At 37.6% G+C, this 18,408-nt stretch carries 20 protein-coding genes; 3 read left to right on the forward strand and 17 right to left on the reverse strand.

What is annotated here, in order from left to right; genetic code table 11:
- Positions 1–51: 51 nt before the first annotated feature.
- The 6 genes from QUF91_RS17305 to nusB form a co-directional block, all read right to left on the reverse strand.
- Positions 52–933, reverse strand: coding sequence for a polyprenyl synthetase family protein (locus tag QUF91_RS17305; RefSeq protein WP_289418753.1), 882 nt, complete (start codon positions 931–933; stop codon positions 52–54).
- A gap of 3 nt (positions 934–936) precedes the next feature.
- The gene (xseB, locus tag QUF91_RS17310) at positions 937–1,170 is read right to left on the reverse strand and encodes an exodeoxyribonuclease VII small subunit (protein WP_289418755.1); all 234 of its coding nucleotides are present in this window, start codon (positions 1,168–1,170) and stop codon (positions 937–939) included.
- A gap of 2 nt (positions 1,171–1,172) precedes the next feature.
- Positions 1,173–2,525, reverse strand: coding sequence for an exodeoxyribonuclease VII large subunit (xseA, locus tag QUF91_RS17315; RefSeq protein WP_285399537.1), 1,353 nt, complete (start codon positions 2,523–2,525; stop codon positions 1,173–1,175).
- Positions 2,526–2,900: 375 nt separating this feature from the next.
- Positions 2,901–3,110: a hypothetical protein gene (locus QUF91_RS17320; RefSeq protein WP_289418757.1), complete on the reverse strand. Its 210-nt coding sequence runs from the start codon at positions 3,108–3,110 to the stop codon at positions 2,901–2,903.
- A 454-nt stretch (positions 3,111–3,564) separates the two neighbouring features.
- Complete coding sequence (gene folD, locus QUF91_RS17325; protein WP_285397131.1) at positions 3,565–4,431, reverse strand: bifunctional methylenetetrahydrofolate dehydrogenase/methenyltetrahydrofolate cyclohydrolase FolD; 867 nt, start codon at positions 4,429–4,431, stop codon at positions 3,565–3,567.
- A 33-nt stretch (positions 4,432–4,464) separates the two neighbouring features.
- Positions 4,465–4,845: a transcription antitermination factor NusB gene (gene nusB, locus QUF91_RS17330; RefSeq protein ID WP_285397132.1), complete on the reverse strand. Its 381-nt coding sequence runs from the start codon at positions 4,843–4,845 to the stop codon at positions 4,465–4,467.
- A 505-nt stretch (positions 4,846–5,350) separates the two neighbouring features.
- Between nusB and QUF91_RS17335 the strand changes: the two genes are divergently transcribed.
- From QUF91_RS17335 to QUF91_RS17345, 3 genes are all read left to right on the forward strand, one after another.
- Positions 5,351–5,518, forward strand: a complete 168-nt coding sequence (locus QUF91_RS17335) for a DUF2197 domain-containing protein (protein ID WP_289418761.1) — start codon at positions 5,351–5,353, stop codon at positions 5,516–5,518.
- A gap of 12 nt (positions 5,519–5,530) precedes the next feature.
- Complete coding sequence (locus QUF91_RS17340) at positions 5,531–6,370, forward strand: MerR family transcriptional regulator (RefSeq protein WP_289418762.1); 840 nt, start codon at positions 5,531–5,533, stop codon at positions 6,368–6,370.
- A 184-nt stretch (positions 6,371–6,554) separates the two neighbouring features.
- Positions 6,555–7,724, forward strand: a complete 1,170-nt coding sequence (locus QUF91_RS17345) for an MFS transporter (protein WP_289418764.1) — start codon at positions 6,555–6,557, stop codon at positions 7,722–7,724.
- A gap of 99 nt (positions 7,725–7,823) precedes the next feature.
- On the opposite strand, the gene QUF91_RS17350 is transcribed toward QUF91_RS17345, so the two are convergent.
- From QUF91_RS17350 to accB, 11 genes are all read right to left on the reverse strand, one after another.
- The gene (locus tag QUF91_RS17350) at positions 7,824–8,234 is read right to left on the reverse strand and encodes an Asp23/Gls24 family envelope stress response protein (protein WP_285397136.1); all 411 of its coding nucleotides are present in this window, start codon (positions 8,232–8,234) and stop codon (positions 7,824–7,826) included.
- 507 nt (positions 8,235–8,741) lie between these two features.
- Positions 8,742–10,181 (reverse strand): MDR family MFS transporter, encoded by a 1,440-nt coding sequence (locus QUF91_RS17355; protein WP_285397137.1) that lies wholly within the window; start codon positions 10,179–10,181, stop codon positions 8,742–8,744.
- Positions 10,182–10,702: 521 nt separating this feature from the next.
- A complete protein-coding gene (locus QUF91_RS17360) occupies positions 10,703–12,346 on the reverse strand; it encodes a DUF4179 domain-containing protein (RefSeq protein ID WP_289418765.1) in 1,644 nt (547 codons plus the stop codon).
- Positions 12,333–12,866, reverse strand: a complete 534-nt coding sequence (locus QUF91_RS17365) for an RNA polymerase sigma factor (RefSeq protein WP_285397139.1) — start codon at positions 12,864–12,866, stop codon at positions 12,333–12,335. Before QUF91_RS17365 ends, QUF91_RS17360 begins: the two co-directional genes overlap by 14 nt.
- A 656-nt stretch (positions 12,867–13,522) precedes the next feature.
- Positions 13,523–13,759: a small acid-soluble spore protein Tlp gene (tlp, locus tag QUF91_RS17370; protein ID WP_053595505.1), complete on the reverse strand. Its 237-nt coding sequence runs from the start codon at positions 13,757–13,759 to the stop codon at positions 13,523–13,525.
- A gap of 215 nt (positions 13,760–13,974) precedes the next feature.
- Positions 13,975–14,115: a hypothetical protein gene (locus QUF91_RS17375; protein WP_285397140.1), complete on the reverse strand. Its 141-nt coding sequence runs from the start codon at positions 14,113–14,115 to the stop codon at positions 13,975–13,977.
- Between the two features lie 299 nt (positions 14,116–14,414).
- Positions 14,415–14,780, reverse strand: coding sequence for a hypothetical protein (locus QUF91_RS17380; RefSeq protein WP_285397141.1), 366 nt, complete (start codon positions 14,778–14,780; stop codon positions 14,415–14,417).
- Positions 14,781–15,606: 826 nt separating this feature from the next.
- Complete coding sequence (locus QUF91_RS17385; protein ID WP_285397143.1) at positions 15,607–15,789, reverse strand: hypothetical protein; 183 nt, start codon at positions 15,787–15,789, stop codon at positions 15,607–15,609.
- Positions 15,790–15,877: 88 nt separating this feature from the next.
- A complete protein-coding gene (locus QUF91_RS17390; RefSeq protein ID WP_289418769.1) occupies positions 15,878–16,159 on the reverse strand; it encodes a hypothetical protein in 282 nt (93 codons plus the stop codon).
- Positions 16,160–16,360: 201 nt separating this feature from the next.
- Positions 16,361–17,719: an acetyl-CoA carboxylase biotin carboxylase subunit gene (gene accC, locus QUF91_RS17395; RefSeq protein ID WP_289418771.1), complete on the reverse strand. Its 1,359-nt coding sequence runs from the start codon at positions 17,717–17,719 to the stop codon at positions 16,361–16,363.
- 12 nt (positions 17,720–17,731) lie between these two features.
- Positions 17,732–18,226, reverse strand: a complete 495-nt coding sequence (gene accB, locus QUF91_RS17400; RefSeq protein ID WP_285397146.1) for an acetyl-CoA carboxylase biotin carboxyl carrier protein — start codon at positions 18,224–18,226, stop codon at positions 17,732–17,734.
- Positions 18,227–18,408: the final 182 nt, after the last annotated feature.

Below are 18,408 nucleotides of genomic sequence, written 5' to 3' on the forward strand. Positions count from 1 at the left end.
CGCCCTCACCTATTCTAGCATATTCTTTACCTTTAACGCCTTGATTTTCTCTTAGTTTCTACGATGAACAATATAGGTAGCAAACTCACGTAATAAGCTGACATCTACTGGCAATTTCTCTAGTGCGTTAATGGCATGCTGATAATGCTCAGCAAGCTTTTCTTTTGCCCCATCTAAAGATAACAGGGCTGGGTATGTACTTTTATCACTTGCTACATCCTTACCTGCCGTTTTACCTAGTTCTTCTGTAGTTCCCTCAATATCTAAAATATCGTCTTGAATTTGGAAGGCAAGACCGATATGATGCGCATATTCCGTTAAAATTGTGCGCTCTTCTTGATTTACATCAGCTAATACAGCTCCAGCTTCAATACTAAATCTTAATAAAGCGCCCGTTTTATTGACATGGACATGCTCAAGCTCAGGCAAGTTTAGCTGACGCTTTTCACCTTCCATATCGAGTACTTGACCACCAACCATACCTTCTGCACCGGCTGCTTCGCTTAAAAGGTTGACAAGCTCAATACGTTTCTCAGCTGACAGATCCATGCGTGCTAAAATGCCAAACGCAAGTGTATTCAATGCATCACCTGCAAGTGTCGCTAATGCTTCGCCATATACTTTATGATTTGTCGGCTTACCTCTACGGAAATCATCATTATCCATGCTTGGTAGATCATCATGGATTAACGAATACGTATGAATCATTTCAATGACTGATCCTACCGTTAACCCTTCCTTCAAATTTTGCTTATATGGCTCAAGTACGGCCAATACGAAAAGAGGACGAATACGTTTTCCTCCAGCTTTTAATGAATACAGCATCGACTCTTTTAAATCAGCTGGTGCATCAATTTTTTCAACAAGTGCAAACATTTCAGCTTCAACTTGTGGTATGTTGCTTTCAATAAAATGTTTTAATTGCTCGTTCATTTCTTAGTTCTCTCCCTTTAGTGGATCAAATGCTGTCGTCTCACCTGTCTCTTGGACAATAGAAATTAACTGCTCCTCAGCATGCTGTAGCTTGCTATGGCAAAATTGTGATAGCTCCATTCCTTTTTTATATAAATCAATCGCATTTTCCAATGGCACATCACCTTGCTCTAACTGGCGGACAATTTCCTCAAGTGCCGTCATGGCTTCTGCGAATGTTTGTTGTTTCTCTGCCACAATTATTCCCCCTCATTATTTGGCAAAATCTTTACCACATCAGCAATAACCTTTCCATCATGGAAGGAAAGTGTTAATTGATCATCCGGCTTTACATCAGCGGATGATTTTAACATTTGATGATCTTTATAAGCTACCGTAAAGCCCCTTGTTAAAATGGCAAGTGGATTCAATGCTTCTAAAGTTCTGACAGTTGCTTCAAATTGTTGTTTTTGTTTCGTCACATAATGTGTTGAAGCACGTGTTAATTGTTGGATGCGTGTTTCTAGCTCCCGTTGATAGAAAGTTAGTGCCTTTTTCGGTGAATGTTGCTCCACCGCACTATGTAATTGTTGGAGCTTTGCGGTTTTCTTCATCAAATCGACCTGCATCGCTTTTTGTAATCCCGACTCAAGCTGTGCTAGCTTTTCCGTAAATGGACGATATAGACGTTCTGGCATCGACAACGGATAAGACTGTTGGAGTTTATTTAGACGCTGCCGTTCTGATATAAGTTGCGCCCTAACTATTTGATGGAGCTGCGATTTTTGTGTCAGTACACGCTGAAATAAATCCTGTTGATCAGGTACAGCCATTTCAGCTGCTGCCGTTGGTGTCGGCGCGCGTAAATCAGCTACATAGTCCGCTATAGTCGTATCGGTTTCATGCCCCACTGCACTAATAATGGGGATGCGACTTCCAAAAATCGCTCGTGCGACCATTTCCTCGTTAAAAGCCCATAAATCTTCTATCGATCCACCGCCTCGTCCAACGATCAGAACATCACAATTAGCATCAATATTTGCTCGTTCAATATTGTGAACGATATTTGGCGCAGCTTGTGCTCCCTGTACAAGTGTTGGATAAATGAATACTTCAGCTAGTGGATATCGACGCTTTAACGTTGTACAAATATCTCGAATGGCTGCTCCTGTTGTTGATGTTAACACGCCAATTTTTTCAGGAAACCTAGGAATCGGTTGTTTCCATTCTGGTTTAAAAAGCCCTTCTTTTTGTAACTGCTCTTTCAGCTGGTTAAAGGCAACGAACAAGCTACCAATTCCATCTGGTTGCATTTCCTGTACATATAACTGATATGTACCATAGCCTTCGTAAACGTTTACATCTCCACGGATAAAAACTTGCATACCTTCCTTCGGTTCAAACGCTAATTTCGTAGCTGCCGTTTTAAACATTGTAGCCGCAATTCGCGCTCCATCATCCTTTAAAGTAAAGTAGATATGCCCTGATTGATGAATCTTGACATTCGAAAGTTCTCCCTTTACGTAGACTTCACGTAAATGCGGATCAGCATCAAATTTTCGTTTAATATATTTCGTTAATGCTTTTACAGTTAAATAAGAAGCAGATGACATTTTTACGGCTCCTTTACTAAAATCAAGTTTTTCACAAAACTACAACTATCATAACATTTTTTATTGCGCCTGACGTGCCAAAATGCAGTTTCGCTAGAAAAAACGACTGTCTTTCATCCTATTGAAAACATTACTATAACATATCTATTGAATCGTGACCCGATTAAAACTTCTTTCAGTGGATATGACTGCTTATGGAAATGTGTTAAATTTACAAATTTTAGTGTTTTGTTGAAATATAGAAAGAATTTAAGGTGTCCTATTAAATAAAGTATGGTTCTTTGACAAAATGAGGGGTTGATTTCCGTTACGACTGGATGCAGCTGAAAGTACCTCCGAAATGATGGATTGACTTCAGGGCGATTGATTGTTCTGTCAAAGTGACGGATTGAAACGACAGAACGACGGATTGTTCTGCATGAGCGACGGATTGGACCTCCAAAATGACGGATTGACTTCAGAGCGATGGATTGTTCTGTCAAAGTGACGGATTGAAACGACAGGACGACGGATTGTTCTGCCTGAGCGACGGATTGTACCGCCGAAATGACGGATTGACTTCAGGACGACGGATAGATCTATCAAAGTGACGGATTGAATCGACAGAACGACGGATGGATCTGCCTGAACGACGGATTGTACCTCCGAAATGACGGATTGACTTCAGGGCGACGGATTCATCTTTCAAAGTGACGGATAGGACCGACAGATCGACGGATTGTTCTGCCTGAACGACGGAATTGTACCTCCAAAATGACGGATTGACGTCAGGGCGACGGATTCATCTTTCAAAGTGACGGATAGGACCGACAGATCGACGGATTGTTCTGCCTGGGCGACGGATTGAACCGTGATCTACCTGAGCAATGGATAAACGTCGAAGCGATCGAAAGAGCAGCAATATGTATTTTCTGTGTGAAAGTGAATGCAACACAATAGAATATCTAAAACGAACAGATATTATTTAGTGGAAATTATGCAAAAAAACCATCTCAATAAAAATTGAGATGGCTTTTAGCAAACTAAAGAGTCTTTCAAATTATAGCTTAACTTTACTCGCAAGCTTTTTTTCTGCTGCTTGAACTGTGTTGAATAGTAACATTGTAATTGTCATTGGTCCCACTCCGCCTGGTACAGGTGTAATATGAGACGCAATTCCATCAACCTCACTAAAGTTTACGTCACCGCAAAGCTTGTTGTTTTCGTCGCGATTCATGCCGACATCTATAACAACTGCGCCTTCTTTAACATGCTCTTTCGTAATTAATTTTGCACGTCCAACGGCTGCAATTAATATATCTGCTTGTTTTGTGAATGATGGTAAATCAGGTGTTTTTGAATGCGTATATGTAACAGTTGCATCCTTTTGTAGTAAAAGTTGTCCCATTGGTTTCCCAACGATATGACTACGTCCCACGATAACCGCATGCTTTCCAGCGATGTCAATTCCTGAATACTCAAGAAGCTTCATTACGCCAAATGGTGTACACGGTAAAAAAGTTTCTTGGCCAAGCATCATTTTCCCAACACTTACTGGTGAGAAGCCATCTACGTCTTTTTCAACGGCGATAGTGGCAATAACAGTATCCTCATTAATATGTTTTGGGAGTGGTAATTGTACTAAAATACCATGAATATCTTCACGATTATTTAATAATTCAATTTGTGTTAATAATTCTTCCTGTGTAGTTTCTTCTGGTAGTTTAATTAGCTCTGAAAACATACCAATTGCTTCACAAGATTTTTGCTTATTTCTCACATATGTAGCTGAGGCTTGGTTGTCTCCTACTAAAACAACCGCTAAGCCCGGTGTTAAGCCCTGCTCTTTTAAGCGAGTTACTCGCTCTGCTACGGAATTACGAATTTCTTGACCAATTTCTTTACCATTAATAATTGCACTTGACATAAACCTTAGTTACTCCTTCCAATTCAACACATTTTATTGTTCTGTAAATTTAGAAAGTACGCCATTAACAAATTTTGACGAACCATCGTCTCCAAATGTTTTGCATAACTCGATTGCTTCATTAAGTACTACTCTTTTTGGTGTTTCTGGCATGTATAAAAGCTCGTATACAGCTAGACGTAAAACCGTTCTTTCAATTTTGGGTAAACGGGCAAGTGACCACTTTTCAAGATGCTGCTCTAAAGTAGCATCGATTTCCTCCAAATGTTCAGCTGTTCCAGTAACAATCTTTTCGTAGAAGACATTTGTCGGTTGACCTTTAATATGCCCCATTGCTTCTTCGATTGTTAGATCGGTATTGTCTAGCTGAAACAAAACTTGCAACGCTTTTTCGCGTGCTTCATGTCGTTTCATGTAAAGCTCTCCTTCTTAAGTGGCATTAAGGTTTATAATAGCATAAATTCGTACGAGAAACACGAATTCAAGCAAGTTTTCAATAATCTGAAACCTTTTTCAAGCAACTTTCTGCTTATTTTAACACCCAACAATCAACTTTATTAGTTTTAATGTTGAAAATGATCATCCACCAATATTTTTTAAATACCAAAAATGTTATAATGAAGGAAAATCCGCCAGAGGATTTAGGCCAACAAAGTTTTTTGTGCGAATGCGTAGTGCAAATGTAGCGATAGCAACAACAACACGATATTGGTGTCACTTAGGCGTTTCCACAGGATGTGAAGTTCTTAGCCTGCGTTCCTTTTTTCAGCGCATGTTAAGATACTCACTGAAAAGTAACTTAAACCCGCATTCATCTTACCACCTATTGAGGTAGGAGAATTCTATAGCTGACGCTTCACTTTCGCTACAAAAACTATTTGCTGAAATAAATTTAATATTATCTTCTGAGGTGTTCATCATGCATTATGAAGTTAAATGTACAAGCTGTAAAAAAGCATTTAAGTTATCTGAAGGCGTGGGGCAATACAAGCAATTGAAAGAGCGTAAATCCCGCTTATTTTATTGCGAGGATTGTAAACATAAAATTCGCTTTGATGCCATACGAAATTTCTTTAGCAATTACTAGTGGAGGCAATTCATGAAAGAACATTATTATACAATTGGTGAGGTCGCCAAGCTATCTAACTTGTCCGTACAGACATTGCGCTACTATGATCAAATTGATTTATTTAAGCCAGCCTATATAGATACCTTTACAAATTATCGTTATTATCAAGATAATCAGATTTTCTACTTAGATATTATTAAATCTCTCAAGTATATTGGTATTTCCCTTGAAGATATTAATAAAGCACTTGAATTAACTTCAGAGGAATTGCTAGTTTTTTTAGAACAACAGGAGCAACGTATAGAGGAAAAAATTTCACGTTTAAACGAAGTAAAATATACGTTGCTAAAAACAAAAAAACAAATACAAGAACAGATTGATATCCCTCTTTTTGGAGAGGTTTATGTTCAAGTTGAAGAAGATATGTCGATTTTAAAAGTGACTACTACTGAACTTACACCTATTTCTAACGCGAATACTTACTATGCTACACTTATAAAAATCATTGAAAACGAAGGAAGTGTCTTAAATAGTCGTTACGGTTGTATTTATCCATTAGCTCCATATTCGAATGTTAATGAAATTATTTATGATGCTATCTTTACACCGCTATTAACTGAGCGTACATTTTCTCAGCTTTCTCCAAATGTTAAGCAAACGATTAAACCAGCAGGCAAATATGTATGTATTGCCTTTATCTATGATCCTGATACATATTTTTCATTTTATGAAAAACTAAGAAAATACGTAGAGGCACAACAAGAAACCTTTGAATCAAAAGTATATGAACTCTACATGCCAGCGACATTAACTTCTGAGCATGAAAAGAAATTTATTGTTGAATTAAAAGTTAGACAAAAAACACTTTAATTTAACCGTGCTCTCGCATAAAATTAAATGTATAACCGTTCATCAATACTTCCACACTTATAAAAACGAAAAAAATTAAAACAAATCTTTTGACCCTATAGTTACTATAGGGTTTATTGTATTACGTGGAAATATTCTAGTAGATTTAGATCTCATGTATCGTGAAAGTTTGAAGGAGAAATGTATGAATAAGAAACAAAATTTAACCTTAGCTATTTTATTATCTAATCTATTCATTGCTTTTTTAGGTATTGGATTAGTGATTCCTGTGTTACCAACTATTATGAATGAGCTAAATATTTCAGGCTCTGTTGTTGGTTATATGGTTGCGGCTTTTGCCATTACTCAACTTATCGTATCTCCAATAGCAGGTAAGCTCGTAGATAAAATCGGCCGCAAAATTATGATTGTTGCTGGTCTTTTTATTTTTGGCCTATCAGAATTGTTATTTGGATTTGGTAACTCAGTTGAAATACTATTTATTTCACGCATGCTAGGTGGTGTGAGTGCTGCCTTTATCATGCCAGCAGTAACTGCATATATTGCTGATATTACTACTTTGTCACAACGTCCAAAAGCGCTAGGCTATATGAGTGCAGCGATTAGTACTGGTTTTATTATCGGACCTGGAATCGGTGGATTTTTAGCAGAATTCGGAACACGCATACCATTTTACTCTGCTGGTATACTTGGATTTTTTGCAGCTATCTTTTCAATTGTATTGTTAAAAGAACCTACACGTGCTTCAGATGATGAAGAGTCTGCACCATCCATGTTAGGCAGTATGAAGCGTATTTTTAGCCCGTTATACCTTATTCCATTCGTGCTTATTTTCGTACTGTCATTTGGTTTAGCTGCATTTGAATCGTTATTTAGTCTATTTGTAGATCATAAATTTGCCTTTACGCCTTCAGATATCGCGATTATTATTACCGGAAGTGGGATTGTCGGGGCACTTGCTCAGCTATTGCTATTCGATGGGCTTATTAAGAAAATGGGCGAGATTAACCTTATCCGTTATTCTCTCGTCCTATCTGCTGTTTTAACCTTTGCTATGACATTTGTTAGCCATTATTTCGCGATTTTATTTGTCACATTCTTTATTTTCGTCGGCTTCGATTTAATACGTCCAGCCGTTACCTCTTATTTATCAAAAATCGCTGGTAATGAACAAGGATTCGTTGGTGGCATGAACTCCATGTTTACCAGTCTTGGTAATATATTTGGACCTATTTTAGGTGGGATATTGTTCGATATTAATTTGAACTATCCATACTATTTTGCGACAATTGTTTTAACACTTGGCGTTATCCTTGCTTTGTTCTGGAGAAAGCCAAAGCATATTGAACTATAAAAAAGTAGCGATACACATCACTGCTGATAAATTTCCGTAAAAAAAGAGGAGTTGCTTGCTATGGTGAATCTATATCACCCTAGCGGCAACCCCTCTTTTTTATTCTTGTACTGCTACCTCATCTTTTTCAAAGTGAATACCTGTAATGTGTACATTCACTTCAGCTGTTTCAAGTGCTGTCATATTAAAAATCGCTTGGCGAATTTGAGTTTGTACTTCCTTCGCCACTTTTGGGATAGCAAAGCCATATTTCACAGAGCAAAATACATCAATGGCAATCTCACCAGTTTCAGTGACACCTGATTTAATGCCTTTATTGTGTACTTTTTTACCAAAGCGTTCTACTACGCCCGTTGCAATATTACCACGAGTTGCAGCAATCCCTTCCACTTCGTTCACTGCGATTCCAGCAACAACTTCAATTACTTCTGCTGCTACTTCAATTTTCCCAAGTTCTTCTTTTCCAGAAGGTGTTGGTTGTACGAAAGATTGTCCTACTTTCTCTGCCATACAAATATCATCCTTTCCCTTACACATCACAAACAAATGCTGTACTTACGCTTATTATACTATAAAAAGGAAAGTTTGGCTCCGTAAAGCCGCTTTAATTTGCTTTAGTAAGGTTTATGTCGATAAATTCAAGAAGTTGGGCGATAAATTTACAAAGTTTAGTGATAAAACTAAAATTTTATTCGATAAATTTACAAAGTTTATCGATAAACTTAAAAAGCGAAGAAAAATTGTAGATAAAATTAGATTATTACCATAACGTGTGGTTGATTTCCGTTCCGGCAGGGTGCTTTCCTTGGGGCGTCCAGTTTCCACTCCAATCAACTTATACACATGGCATACGTTTTAATAAATGTCATCCACAAGTTAGTTAAAAATGTAAATAGTTTCTTTACAGTAGCCTAAATGTTCAATTTGGGAAGTAACTATTATTTTAGTACACTAAAATAATAAAAATAAGCTATAAAGAAAAATCTCTTCACAGCTTATTTTTATATTAATTATTTATTATTGTTCACTAGTTTGTGTGGATGGCTTTAATAACAACCAAACAATTACTAAAGTTGCTAGTGCTAATATAAAAGTACCCATATAAATGAAATGTACACTTGAAGCTAATGCTTCTTGAGATTCGGTTACTACGTTTGCTGTAGTTCCCTCATGTCCGCCAGAAGATACAAGATCAAGGTTTTTAATACCACGTGCATGAATCATCATGTTGAAAATAGCCCCGAAAACTGCAGCTCCTAATGTTTGACTAAACGTATTGATAAATGTGTTTAAGCCAATTGCTGTCCCACGCGTATGATTTGAAACAGCTGCTTGAATTGTTACCATGTAGATAGGTGTAATAAGCCCCATTCCAAAGCCGATTAATCCAACTGCAACATAAATTAGGAATGCTGGTGAATCTATTGACAATGTAAATAATAAAAAGGCCGCAACTGAAAGAATGCTAGCTCCAATTAGAATAATTTGTTTCGTATTTATTCTATCAACTAATTTACCAGAAAAAATAGTACCAAATGTCCACATAACAGGAAGTGGCATTAAAATGAGTCCAGCATCTGTCGCATTTTTCCCTAATACACCTTGGCTCCAGATTGGAAGATACATTGTAATACTAATAAGCATTGCACCAGAAATAAGAGTTAGTATATTTATAATAGATAATGTACGGTTAGAAAAAAGTGCTAGCGGAATTAATGGTTCCGGTGATTTTTTCTCAATGAATAAGAAAATAATGAATGAAACAGCTGCAAAGATGAAGAGGCCTATAATTGTAATGTCCCCCCAGTTGTGCTTACTGCTACCTGTTAATAATGCGTATAATAGAGCGATTGTACTTAATGAGAATACTGTTGCACCAAGATAGTCGATATGATGCTTAGCAGGCTTAATAGATTCTTTATAATAAATGACGATCATTAAGCAAGCAATAATTCCAAATGGAACGTTTAAAAAGAAGATGTAGCGCCAAGAAAGAGAATCCACTAAAAATCCGCCAACTAATGGTCCAATAACACCAGATATACCCCAAACAGCACTAATCCAGCCCTGTGCTTTTGCACGGTCTTTCACTTCGCTATATAAGTCACCAATGATTGTCATTGTTATTGGCATAATAGCGCCAGCACCTAGACCTTGAAGGGCACGAAAGACGATGAGCTGTTCCATCGATGTAACGAAACCACAAAGTGCAGAGCCTACTAAAAATATTGTAGCTCCGATAAGTAAAACCTTTTTACGACCGAATAAATCAGCCAGTTTCCCGTATATCGGCGTCGAAACAGCTGTGGCAAGCATATAAATTGCATATACCCAACTAACAAGTTCGACACCTGACAAATCACTCGTTATACGGGGGATTGCTGTACTAATAATTGTTCCTTCTACAGCAGAAAGAAATGTCATTAACATTAATGATAAAATAACTTTTTTTCTCATATTTTTCCCTTCACTTCAATCTTGTAAAAAAACCAAGAACTATTTTTTTATTATATATCAACTAATAACTATGTATCTTCTAAAACGTCAAATTGAATATCTCTACATTGAAATGGACATCAATTATCGTCAGATCCCATTCCCCCCTCATAACATCACAAAAAGCGATCACTCTAATTGAACAATCACCCTCGTTAATAAAACAAGAAAAGTTATTTATTACCTTCTTGATAATTGCTCATTCTATCATTCACAAGACAATCATCAATTTTAACACAAATATACATAAAAAAACCACCTCAAAGAGAATCTAAAGAGGTGATTGATGTGCAGAGATAAAAAAGTTGTAAATTGAGAAAGTAGCAAAAAGGCGTTATAGCTAATCGCATTAAAAAGAGATTTTTATTTTTATTTTAAAGGCCCAACTTCTCTGCAAATGAATATAGAGAAGTTGGGTTTTTACGTTACATCATTTAGTTATATGAATAGGGCCATCTTAGATTTTCAATAATTAATACAGATCATTTTCCAGACCTAAGCGGAATACGAAGCTCCTCGTTTGGCTTGTCGATTAAATACTTTTCAATGTAAATATCTAGCTCTTTCTTATTGAAATTTTCATACACATCCATTGCTTTATTACTTCCATCTTCAAGTATACCCATCAAGTCAGGTCTCCCAAAGATAGGTCCATTATCGCCGTCCAGATAATAGGTTTGATTGACTCCAGCAAACGCCGAGTCTGAGCTCAAGGATTCCACATAGAGGTTATTGTCCTTCAAATAATAAGTCCATGTGATTGGATACCCCGCAATGCTAGACGTTAAGCTTTGAGGTTTTACTGATATGTCAGTCAAACGGATTGGATTGTCGTCTCCCCTAATCCCATCAACACGGTGCTTCGCGACGAAGGCTACAGGCTGATTAGCCAGAGAAGCCACATCCAGCCCTTTTACTTCAAAGCGCAGCTCTAGTTTGTTAGGGCTACTACCAAAATACTCATGTCCAGTTAGTAGAGTTCCACCTACGTCCAGTTGATACTCCTTAAAAGGAATGGTTTTGTACTCATCTTGAGTAAGAAGCAAACGAACTTGGGTTGGTGTAACCTTCATTTCATGGATTTTCGTGTTAGGAACATTACCCATAGGGATGTCTAGCACTTGCTTATATGACCCATTTTCCATCTGTTTTTTGGAAAGATTTATATTTGTGCTCCAAGTACTTTCTTTTGTTTCTAGTATATGCTCATAAGAGATCTGGAATTTAGTTCCTTCTTTACGTAAGGTTTCAGACTTGAATAGTTGATCGACGTTTGATTTTCCGTCACGGAATGAAAAAGAAGTACCTTGCACTTGTTTAACAGATTCACCCACATCATTGATTGCCTCGAATTCTACACATTTGTACGGCATTTCATTATCCGTAAGCGTAACGTCTGATTTTAGGAGAACTTTACCTTCAGCTTGTTCAAAAGACTGTAAGGTCACGCTACCCACACCATCCTTTTGAATTGGGAACACTTGCGTAGTAGAGTCATTAGGATTGTAGCTGATAGACTGCTTCTTATTGCCGATGAATTGGATATTCTCCATTATAAACTCAACATCGGTCGTCTGCCCTTCGGCAACCCAGTCCGTCTCAAAAAATCCTTGGAATTCACCAAGCTCCTCATTCCACTCGTTCTTATAATTCCCTTCAATAAAGTTACCCTTCGAATCTTTTAGTCCGATAAGTTTAAAATCTATATCCTTTATATCCTTTACATCTTGAGATGTTTCAGGTTTCAAACTATACAGCAATACGGTTCTGTTCTCGTCTATAAACGCCGTATGAACAGTTAACGTAACACCTTCCTTTGTAACGGATTGCTCAATCTTTTGACCTAAGCCCTGCTCTAATGCAGACTGAATACCTTCCCTATGAGAAAGCATGCTGGACCAATCATAATTCAGAGCTGCATAAACGGGTGTAGCCAACAAAGCTACAGATAGCCCTGCCACCAATGCAAAGCGCTTTCGTTTCCGAGAACGGAGCACAACTGGTTCACCTCCAGCAACCTTTAGCTCGTCCTGCTGTATACTGCTCCACATCTGATCAAAGTCAGGGTAATCGACATTGTTTGATTCCTTCATTTGCTTTTTAACCTTGTTTTCAATGCGTTCCAAATTGGTTCTCTCCCTTCAACCATAAGTTGTTTTTGTGTTCAAGTTTTTTGCGCATGATTTTCAATGCCTTATGGAGTCTCGACTTCACAGTACCCACAGGAATCTGGAGGGTTTCAGCGATCTCTGCCATGGATAGCTCACCGATATAGCGGAGGGTAACAACTGCCATCAATTTGTCTGGTAGTTGATTCAGTAGTTCCTCCCATTCCTCCTGTGCTGTTTTTTCTACTACAATCGTGTCTACGGATTTAATTGAAAATGTGGCCTGCTCATGAAGCCATTGAACCTGACCCTGTTTATCTCTCTGAGTCTGATTCCGTTTTAACAAGTTTAAGCAATGGTTCATTGCGATTCGCATGATCCAGGCACGCGTATGCTCAACGCTTTGCCAATCCTGACGAAAAACGGTGATAAATACGTCATGGCAGAGATCTTCCGCATCTTGTGCGTTTCGCAGCATGTAATAACATGTGCGGTATACATCCTTGTTATAAGAATCGAATAATTCACGTTCTGTCAATCCAAGGCACTCCTTTCTTTGCTTTATACTTTATAAACAAACGACTATTGGAAAAGGTTCATCTTTTTAGTAAAATTATTCTTAAATTATATTTAATTCCTTTTTACAACTTTATTATTCTCTACTAAGATATCTAGCTCAATAGAAGAGAGAGCGTTTATCCTAAAGAACCCCCCTTTGTGCGTTCCGCAATCATGAAATAACATGTATGGTATGCATTTTTGTTATAAGAATCGAATAATTCACGCCTATCAATCCAAGGCACTCCTTTCTATGCGTTATACTTTATAAACAAGTGACCATTGGAAAAGGTTCATCTTTTTTTATATACTTTATTATTCAATACTAAGATAGCTACAATAGAAGAGAAAGCTTTTATCCTAAAGAAACCCCGCATTTTGACACAATGTCAAAGCACGGGGTTCAAATTTTATCTATATTTAATTTTAAAATGAAATAATTAGCTGACATGCTAAGCCCATAATTAAATATTTTTAGCTATGGATGTAATAAGTCATTGATAACCTTATAATAAAAGCGGACGGCGAAATAGAAGTCCCTTATAGAGCTTCTAAACCATCTGCTTTTGTTGGGAAGTACCTCCTTATCATTAGAAAGTTGGAGAAAGGGTAGTTCCCTTCCTAAGTCTCCAACTTCTACACTTCTCCTTTTTTACGTGCTGCCATTTCATCTTTCATTTCTTCTTTTAATCCTTCAATTGACTTTTGACGTCGCTTATTTTTTTCTTTAATCATTTCACTTTGCATAGGGTCTGCAAATTCCAAACTAATTTCCGCTTCATGAAGTTTTTCTTCAGTGTTCTTAACGATATCACGAATTCGTTCTACGTTATTGGACCGATCATCTGGTTTCGAATGTCTTGAATTAGCCATGGTAACCTCCTAAAATTTCGACGTTAAAATTAGTTTGTATTTTTTTTATGTTTATATGTACACTAATTTTTACTAAAAAAAGTGCTTTTGCGCCCTTTTAGGCACGACAAACACTGGAGAAAGGCTTACAGTGTGCTTGCCACATGAAGAAACTCTAGAAGCAATCAGCCGCTGAAGCGAATACCTAAACATCATGAAAATTATAACTTTCTTATCTAAAAAGCCCCTAAGGAAATTGTTCCAGTCCCAACTTTGTAAGTTTTGCGAATGTTCGCGATTGAAACACCTTCTTGATTATCCTTAATGATAGCGTTTCGTCTCACTTCTACTTCTGATTGCTGATTAATTTTAGACAAATATAAGTCCTTAATCTCATTTTATATTCCCCTTACATATACTAGATACTTGACTTATCGTCTCGTAAAAATCTCCTAGTTTAACTGCTTGTAATTGAGATTTAACCTTTCATTTATGCTCTTCGAACGATTGTCGGATAAATACTGGAAATCCACTATCCAGCTATTTCACAATCAATTCATTGGCTCACTCTACTTAATAAAAGCAAGGTTAATATTTACTTTACTTTTGTATCATATTCACTATTCACTGTCACAGATGCTCCATTTTATGACGAAAAAGTTATTACACAGTATAATTATTCGCTGTTAGAGCCATCAGGATTACCCTGCCGATCCTTATTCGTGTCATCACAACCATAAAAAATAGTCCCCTTATCAAGCGTGTTGATTAGGAAAAAAATAGGTTTATTATTGAGTGGTAAAAGGATTTTTTTGTTACCACTTCGCCAATATATTTCCATTTTAACTGATTGTAGCGTAGGGCTACTCGACTCCCGCGGGAAAGCGAGACAGACGAGACCCTGCACGGAGCAGAGCGGAGGAAGCGGCTCGACGCTCGCCCGCAGGAAGCCTTGCTCTGCGCGAAAGCGAAGCGTCAGCGGCAAAGCGAGTAGCCCGTAGCGGAAATCAGCCTCTTTGAATGTATAAAAATGGTTAATCAACACGCCTACCCCCTTATCAAATAAATAAGAGGGCTTAATATAATTCATAATCTATCACTTATTTCCAACTGGCTTTAACAAATTCACCGGAAGCCAAAAATATTGTTCGCCATTTCCTTCTAAGCCTTTGTCCACATATAGATAACCATTAACCTCAACACCTAGCGATGTAAAAGTGCTTCCTTTTGCATGCATTGTTAAAGGTTTAGCTCCATTTAATGTCGAAGAGCTTGTTTTTCGATAAAAGCCCAAAAAGTTTCGATAAAATGAGATTTTGTTTCGATAAAAGCTCAAATAGTTTCGATAAAGAGCGATTTTGTTTCGATAAATCTTCAAAGTATTCTTATAAAACGAACGAAAGTAGCTTTGCGATTCTGTTTTGGGGCTCAACACTAAATGCAACAAGAAAAACCCTTTCATCGATCAATAATAAACCTATTTTTTCCTAATCAACACGCCTGATATACTAGTAATCTAATATTCTACCCACGAATGTTAAAAAACCAACAAAAGTAAAGTTGTTTTCCAAAATGTAATTTCACCCATCACGGAGTGGTCTTTTATTATGATTTTTTATCTTCTAACATCGTTTTAATTACTGCACCCACAACACCTAGTGCTACTGTATTTTCTTTAAACTTTTTTCCTCTATTCCCGTTCAGCCTCACTCGCTCTAAGCGTCAATCCACTTTCGATACGCAATATTCGTGCCTCTCTGCCGCTAATACGGCCCCGGGGTCGCTTTATCCAAAAAACTTTCATCTACTATATACTGCACACTAAAACGATAGATTTCGGGACAACTTTTAGGTTTATTCTTCCTTCATTAAATTTCGTTCATCATTAATTCCATTTCGGACACTGCGAAAATAACATTCTGCATCGTTAAGGGGTATCCCATGAATACGTACAAAGCGCCTTGACCTTCACTGTAATACGCGTCAGTTTTTCGCCCTGTCCGCTCGAGTATCTTCCGTTGAATATTTATGATGCTCGCTGCGATATTCATTCCATTCAGTCCTCCTTACGATTACGCTTGTTTTAGTGTTGAAGAGCTTTTGATAATAATTACACCAACTTATGATTTAAAACCGTTTTTAGCCACGGCTATAAAGGCGAAATGAACGTGTTAAATTTGCGTACTTCTCGATAAACGATCGCGTATCCTCCTGGAACGAATAGACTGTGTAAGTGATTGCATCTCCGTTGGTAACCTTCGTCACATTTGTGTCATACATCGATTGTTCTTCGAATAGTTGCTCGAAACGTTGCGCCTTTTCTTCCGCTCGTTGCATTTGCGATATTGCAATTTCTTCACTACGTTTTGCATCGATTGCGCGTTGTTCTGCTTGTTCTGCGCGTGTCTCTTCAGCGGTCACCTGTTGCTCTAGTACGCTGACTATTTTTACGCAAAAAAAGACCCCCTAACGATTCAGTTTCGTTAAAGGGTCTAAAAATCGGATATCCCGTTTAGTTTTATTCCTAATTCTATTCTGCCAACTATTCCGCTGACAAATATCGCACAACTATTTCGCAAGCTTCTCGACCATTAGCCGAGACGGTTAAACCGTTGATACGGCTTACTTACTTGTCCCTAAAACATCATTCTCTTCTAGGAACTTCGTATTGAATTGTGCTGATTTGAAAACGTCATTGTTCATCAATGCTTCGTGGAATGGAATTGTCGTATTGATACCAGGACCAGATACTTCGAATTCGCTAAGCGCACGATTCATTTTCGCAATCGCTTCTTCACGTGTATTGGCATGAACAATTAGTTTTGCAACCATTGAATCATAGTATGGAGGGATTGTATAGCCTGCATAAACAGCAGAGTCAATACGTACACCGTAGCCACCTGGAGTTACATAAGTATCTACAGTACCAGCTGATGGCATGAAGTTTTTATAAGCATTTTCTGCGTTGATACGGCATTCAATTGCCCATCCATTTAATTTAATATCATCTTGAGTGAAAGGAAGTTTTTCACCAGATGCAATTTTTAATTGTTGTTGTACAAGATCTACACCAGAAATCATTTCAGTTACTGGGTGTTCTACTTGGATACGAGTATTCATTTCCATGAAGTAGAATTTATCTTCTTGATAGTCATAAATAAACTCGATTGTTCCAGCACCTTCATAGTTACAAGCTTCTGCAGCTTTAACCGCAGCTGCCCCCATCTCAGCACGACGCTCAGAAGATAGAGCTGGAGATGGAGCTTCCTCTACTAATTTCTGCATACGACGTTGAACTGTACAGTCACGTTCACCTAAATGTACAACGTTATCATAACCATCCGCTAATACTTGGATTTCACAGTGACGGAAGTACTCGATGAATTTTTCTAAATATACGCCAGGGTTACCGAATGCTGCAGCAGCCTCTTTTTGCGTAATTTCAATGCCTTTTACAAGGTCTTCTTCTGTACGAGCTACACGGATACCTTTACCGCCACCACCAGCAGTTGCTTTGATGATCACTGGGTAACCAATTTTAGCAGCCCATTCTTTACCTGTTTCGATATCCGGAACGATACCAGTACCTGGAACAAGAGGAACACCCGCTGCTTCCATAGTAGTACGTGCAACGTCTTTAATACCCATAATTTTAATAGAATCAGATGAAGGTCCAATGAACTTTATGCCTGCATTTTCACAAGCTTCAGCGAAGTCAGCGTTTTCAGATACAAAGCCGTAACCAGGATGGATACCGTCTGCACCAGTTTTTTCTGCTACGCTAAGTAAAGCCGGGAAGCTAAGATATGAATCTTTTGATAGCTTTGGCCCGATACAATATGCTTCGTCTGCTAATTTCACATGTAATGCGTCTGCGTCTGCTTCAGAGAATACGGCAACAGATTGAATGCCTAACTCTTTACAAGCACGAATAATACGCACAGCGATTTCGCCGCGGTTTGCAATTAATACTTTTTTCATGATTTGCACTCCTTACTCAGCTTTTACAAGGAATAATGGTTGACCGTATTCTACTAATTCACCGTCTTTAACAAGTAATTCAACGATTTCCCCTTGAACTTCTGCTTCAATTTCGTTGAATAGTTTCATAGCTTCTACGATACATACAATTGTTTCATTACCAACTTTGTCCCCCACTTTAACGTAAGCTGGTGAATCTGGGTTTGGAGATTGATAAAAAGTACCAACCATCGGCGACACAATTTTATGTAACGAAGGGTCGTTATTTGCTGGTGCTGCAGATGTAGCTGGTGCTTCTTCAACTTTTGCTGGAGCAACAGGAGCTGCTGGTGCAGATTGTTGTACAACAGGTGCTACTACTTCCTTTTTAGGTGCTACAGTTTCAGTAACAACAACACCATTCTTTTTCAACTTAACTTTTGCGCCATCTACTTCATAAACGAACTCGTCAATTGAAGAAGAATCTACCAATTTAATGATTTCACGAATTTCTTGAATTTTGAACATTTCTAACTCTCCTTATGAAATAAAATCTACTACAAACACTATTTTATATTTATTTGAAACAATTTGAAATAGTTTAATGAAAATTAAGTAAATATGAACAAAATAAAAGGCTTTCTTTTACTAAACGAAAGCCTTTTCATTACGCTGATATATAACAATGTTATTAAATAAACAGAATCTTC

Origin of the sequence: Lysinibacillus sp. G4S2 (assembly GCF_030348505.1) — a bacterium.
Classification (GTDB): Bacteria; Bacillota; Bacilli; order Bacillales_A; family Planococcaceae; genus Lysinibacillus.

What these genes read in the sequence shown, in the direction of transcription:
- accC (WP_289418771.1), bottom strand. Translation starts at nt 17,719, where the DNA reads ATGAAAAAAGTATTAATTGCAAACCGCGGCGAAATCGCTGTGCGTATT.
- nusB (WP_285397132.1), bottom strand. Translation starts at nt 4,845, where the DNA reads ATGAAACGACATGAAGCACGCGAAAAAGCGTTGCAAGTTTTGTTTCAG.
- QUF91_RS17305 (WP_289418753.1), bottom strand. Translation starts at nt 933, where the DNA reads ATGAACGAGCAATTAAAACATTTTATTGAAAGCAACATACCACAAGTT.
- accB (WP_285397146.1), bottom strand. Translation starts at nt 18,226, where the DNA reads ATGTTCAAAATTCAAGAAATTCGTGAAATCATTAAATTGGTAGATTCT.
- QUF91_RS17340 (WP_289418762.1), top strand. Translation starts at nt 5,531, where the DNA reads ATGAAAGAACATTATTATACAATTGGTGAGGTCGCCAAGCTATCTAAC.
- QUF91_RS17350 (WP_285397136.1), bottom strand. Translation starts at nt 8,234, where the DNA reads ATGGCAGAGAAAGTAGGACAATCTTTCGTACAACCAACACCTTCTGGA.
- xseA (WP_285399537.1), bottom strand. Translation starts at nt 2,525, where the DNA reads ATGTCATCTGCTTCTTATTTAACTGTAAAAGCATTAACGAAATATATT.
- QUF91_RS17335 (WP_289418761.1), top strand. Translation starts at nt 5,351, where the DNA reads ATGCATTATGAAGTTAAATGTACAAGCTGTAAAAAAGCATTTAAGTTA.
- QUF91_RS17345 (WP_289418764.1), top strand. Translation starts at nt 6,555, where the DNA reads ATGAATAAGAAACAAAATTTAACCTTAGCTATTTTATTATCTAATCTA.
- QUF91_RS17355 (WP_285397137.1), bottom strand. Translation starts at nt 10,181, where the DNA reads ATGAGAAAAAAAGTTATTTTATCATTAATGTTAATGACATTTCTTTCT.
- tlp (WP_053595505.1), bottom strand. Translation starts at nt 13,759, where the DNA reads ATGGCTAATTCAAGACATTCGAAACCAGATGATCGGTCCAATAACGTA.
- folD (WP_285397131.1), bottom strand. Translation starts at nt 4,431, where the DNA reads ATGTCAAGTGCAATTATTAATGGTAAAGAAATTGGTCAAGAAATTCGT.
- QUF91_RS17385 (WP_285397143.1), bottom strand. Translation starts at nt 15,789, where the DNA reads ATGAATATCGCAGCGAGCATCATAAATATTCAACGGAAGATACTCGAG.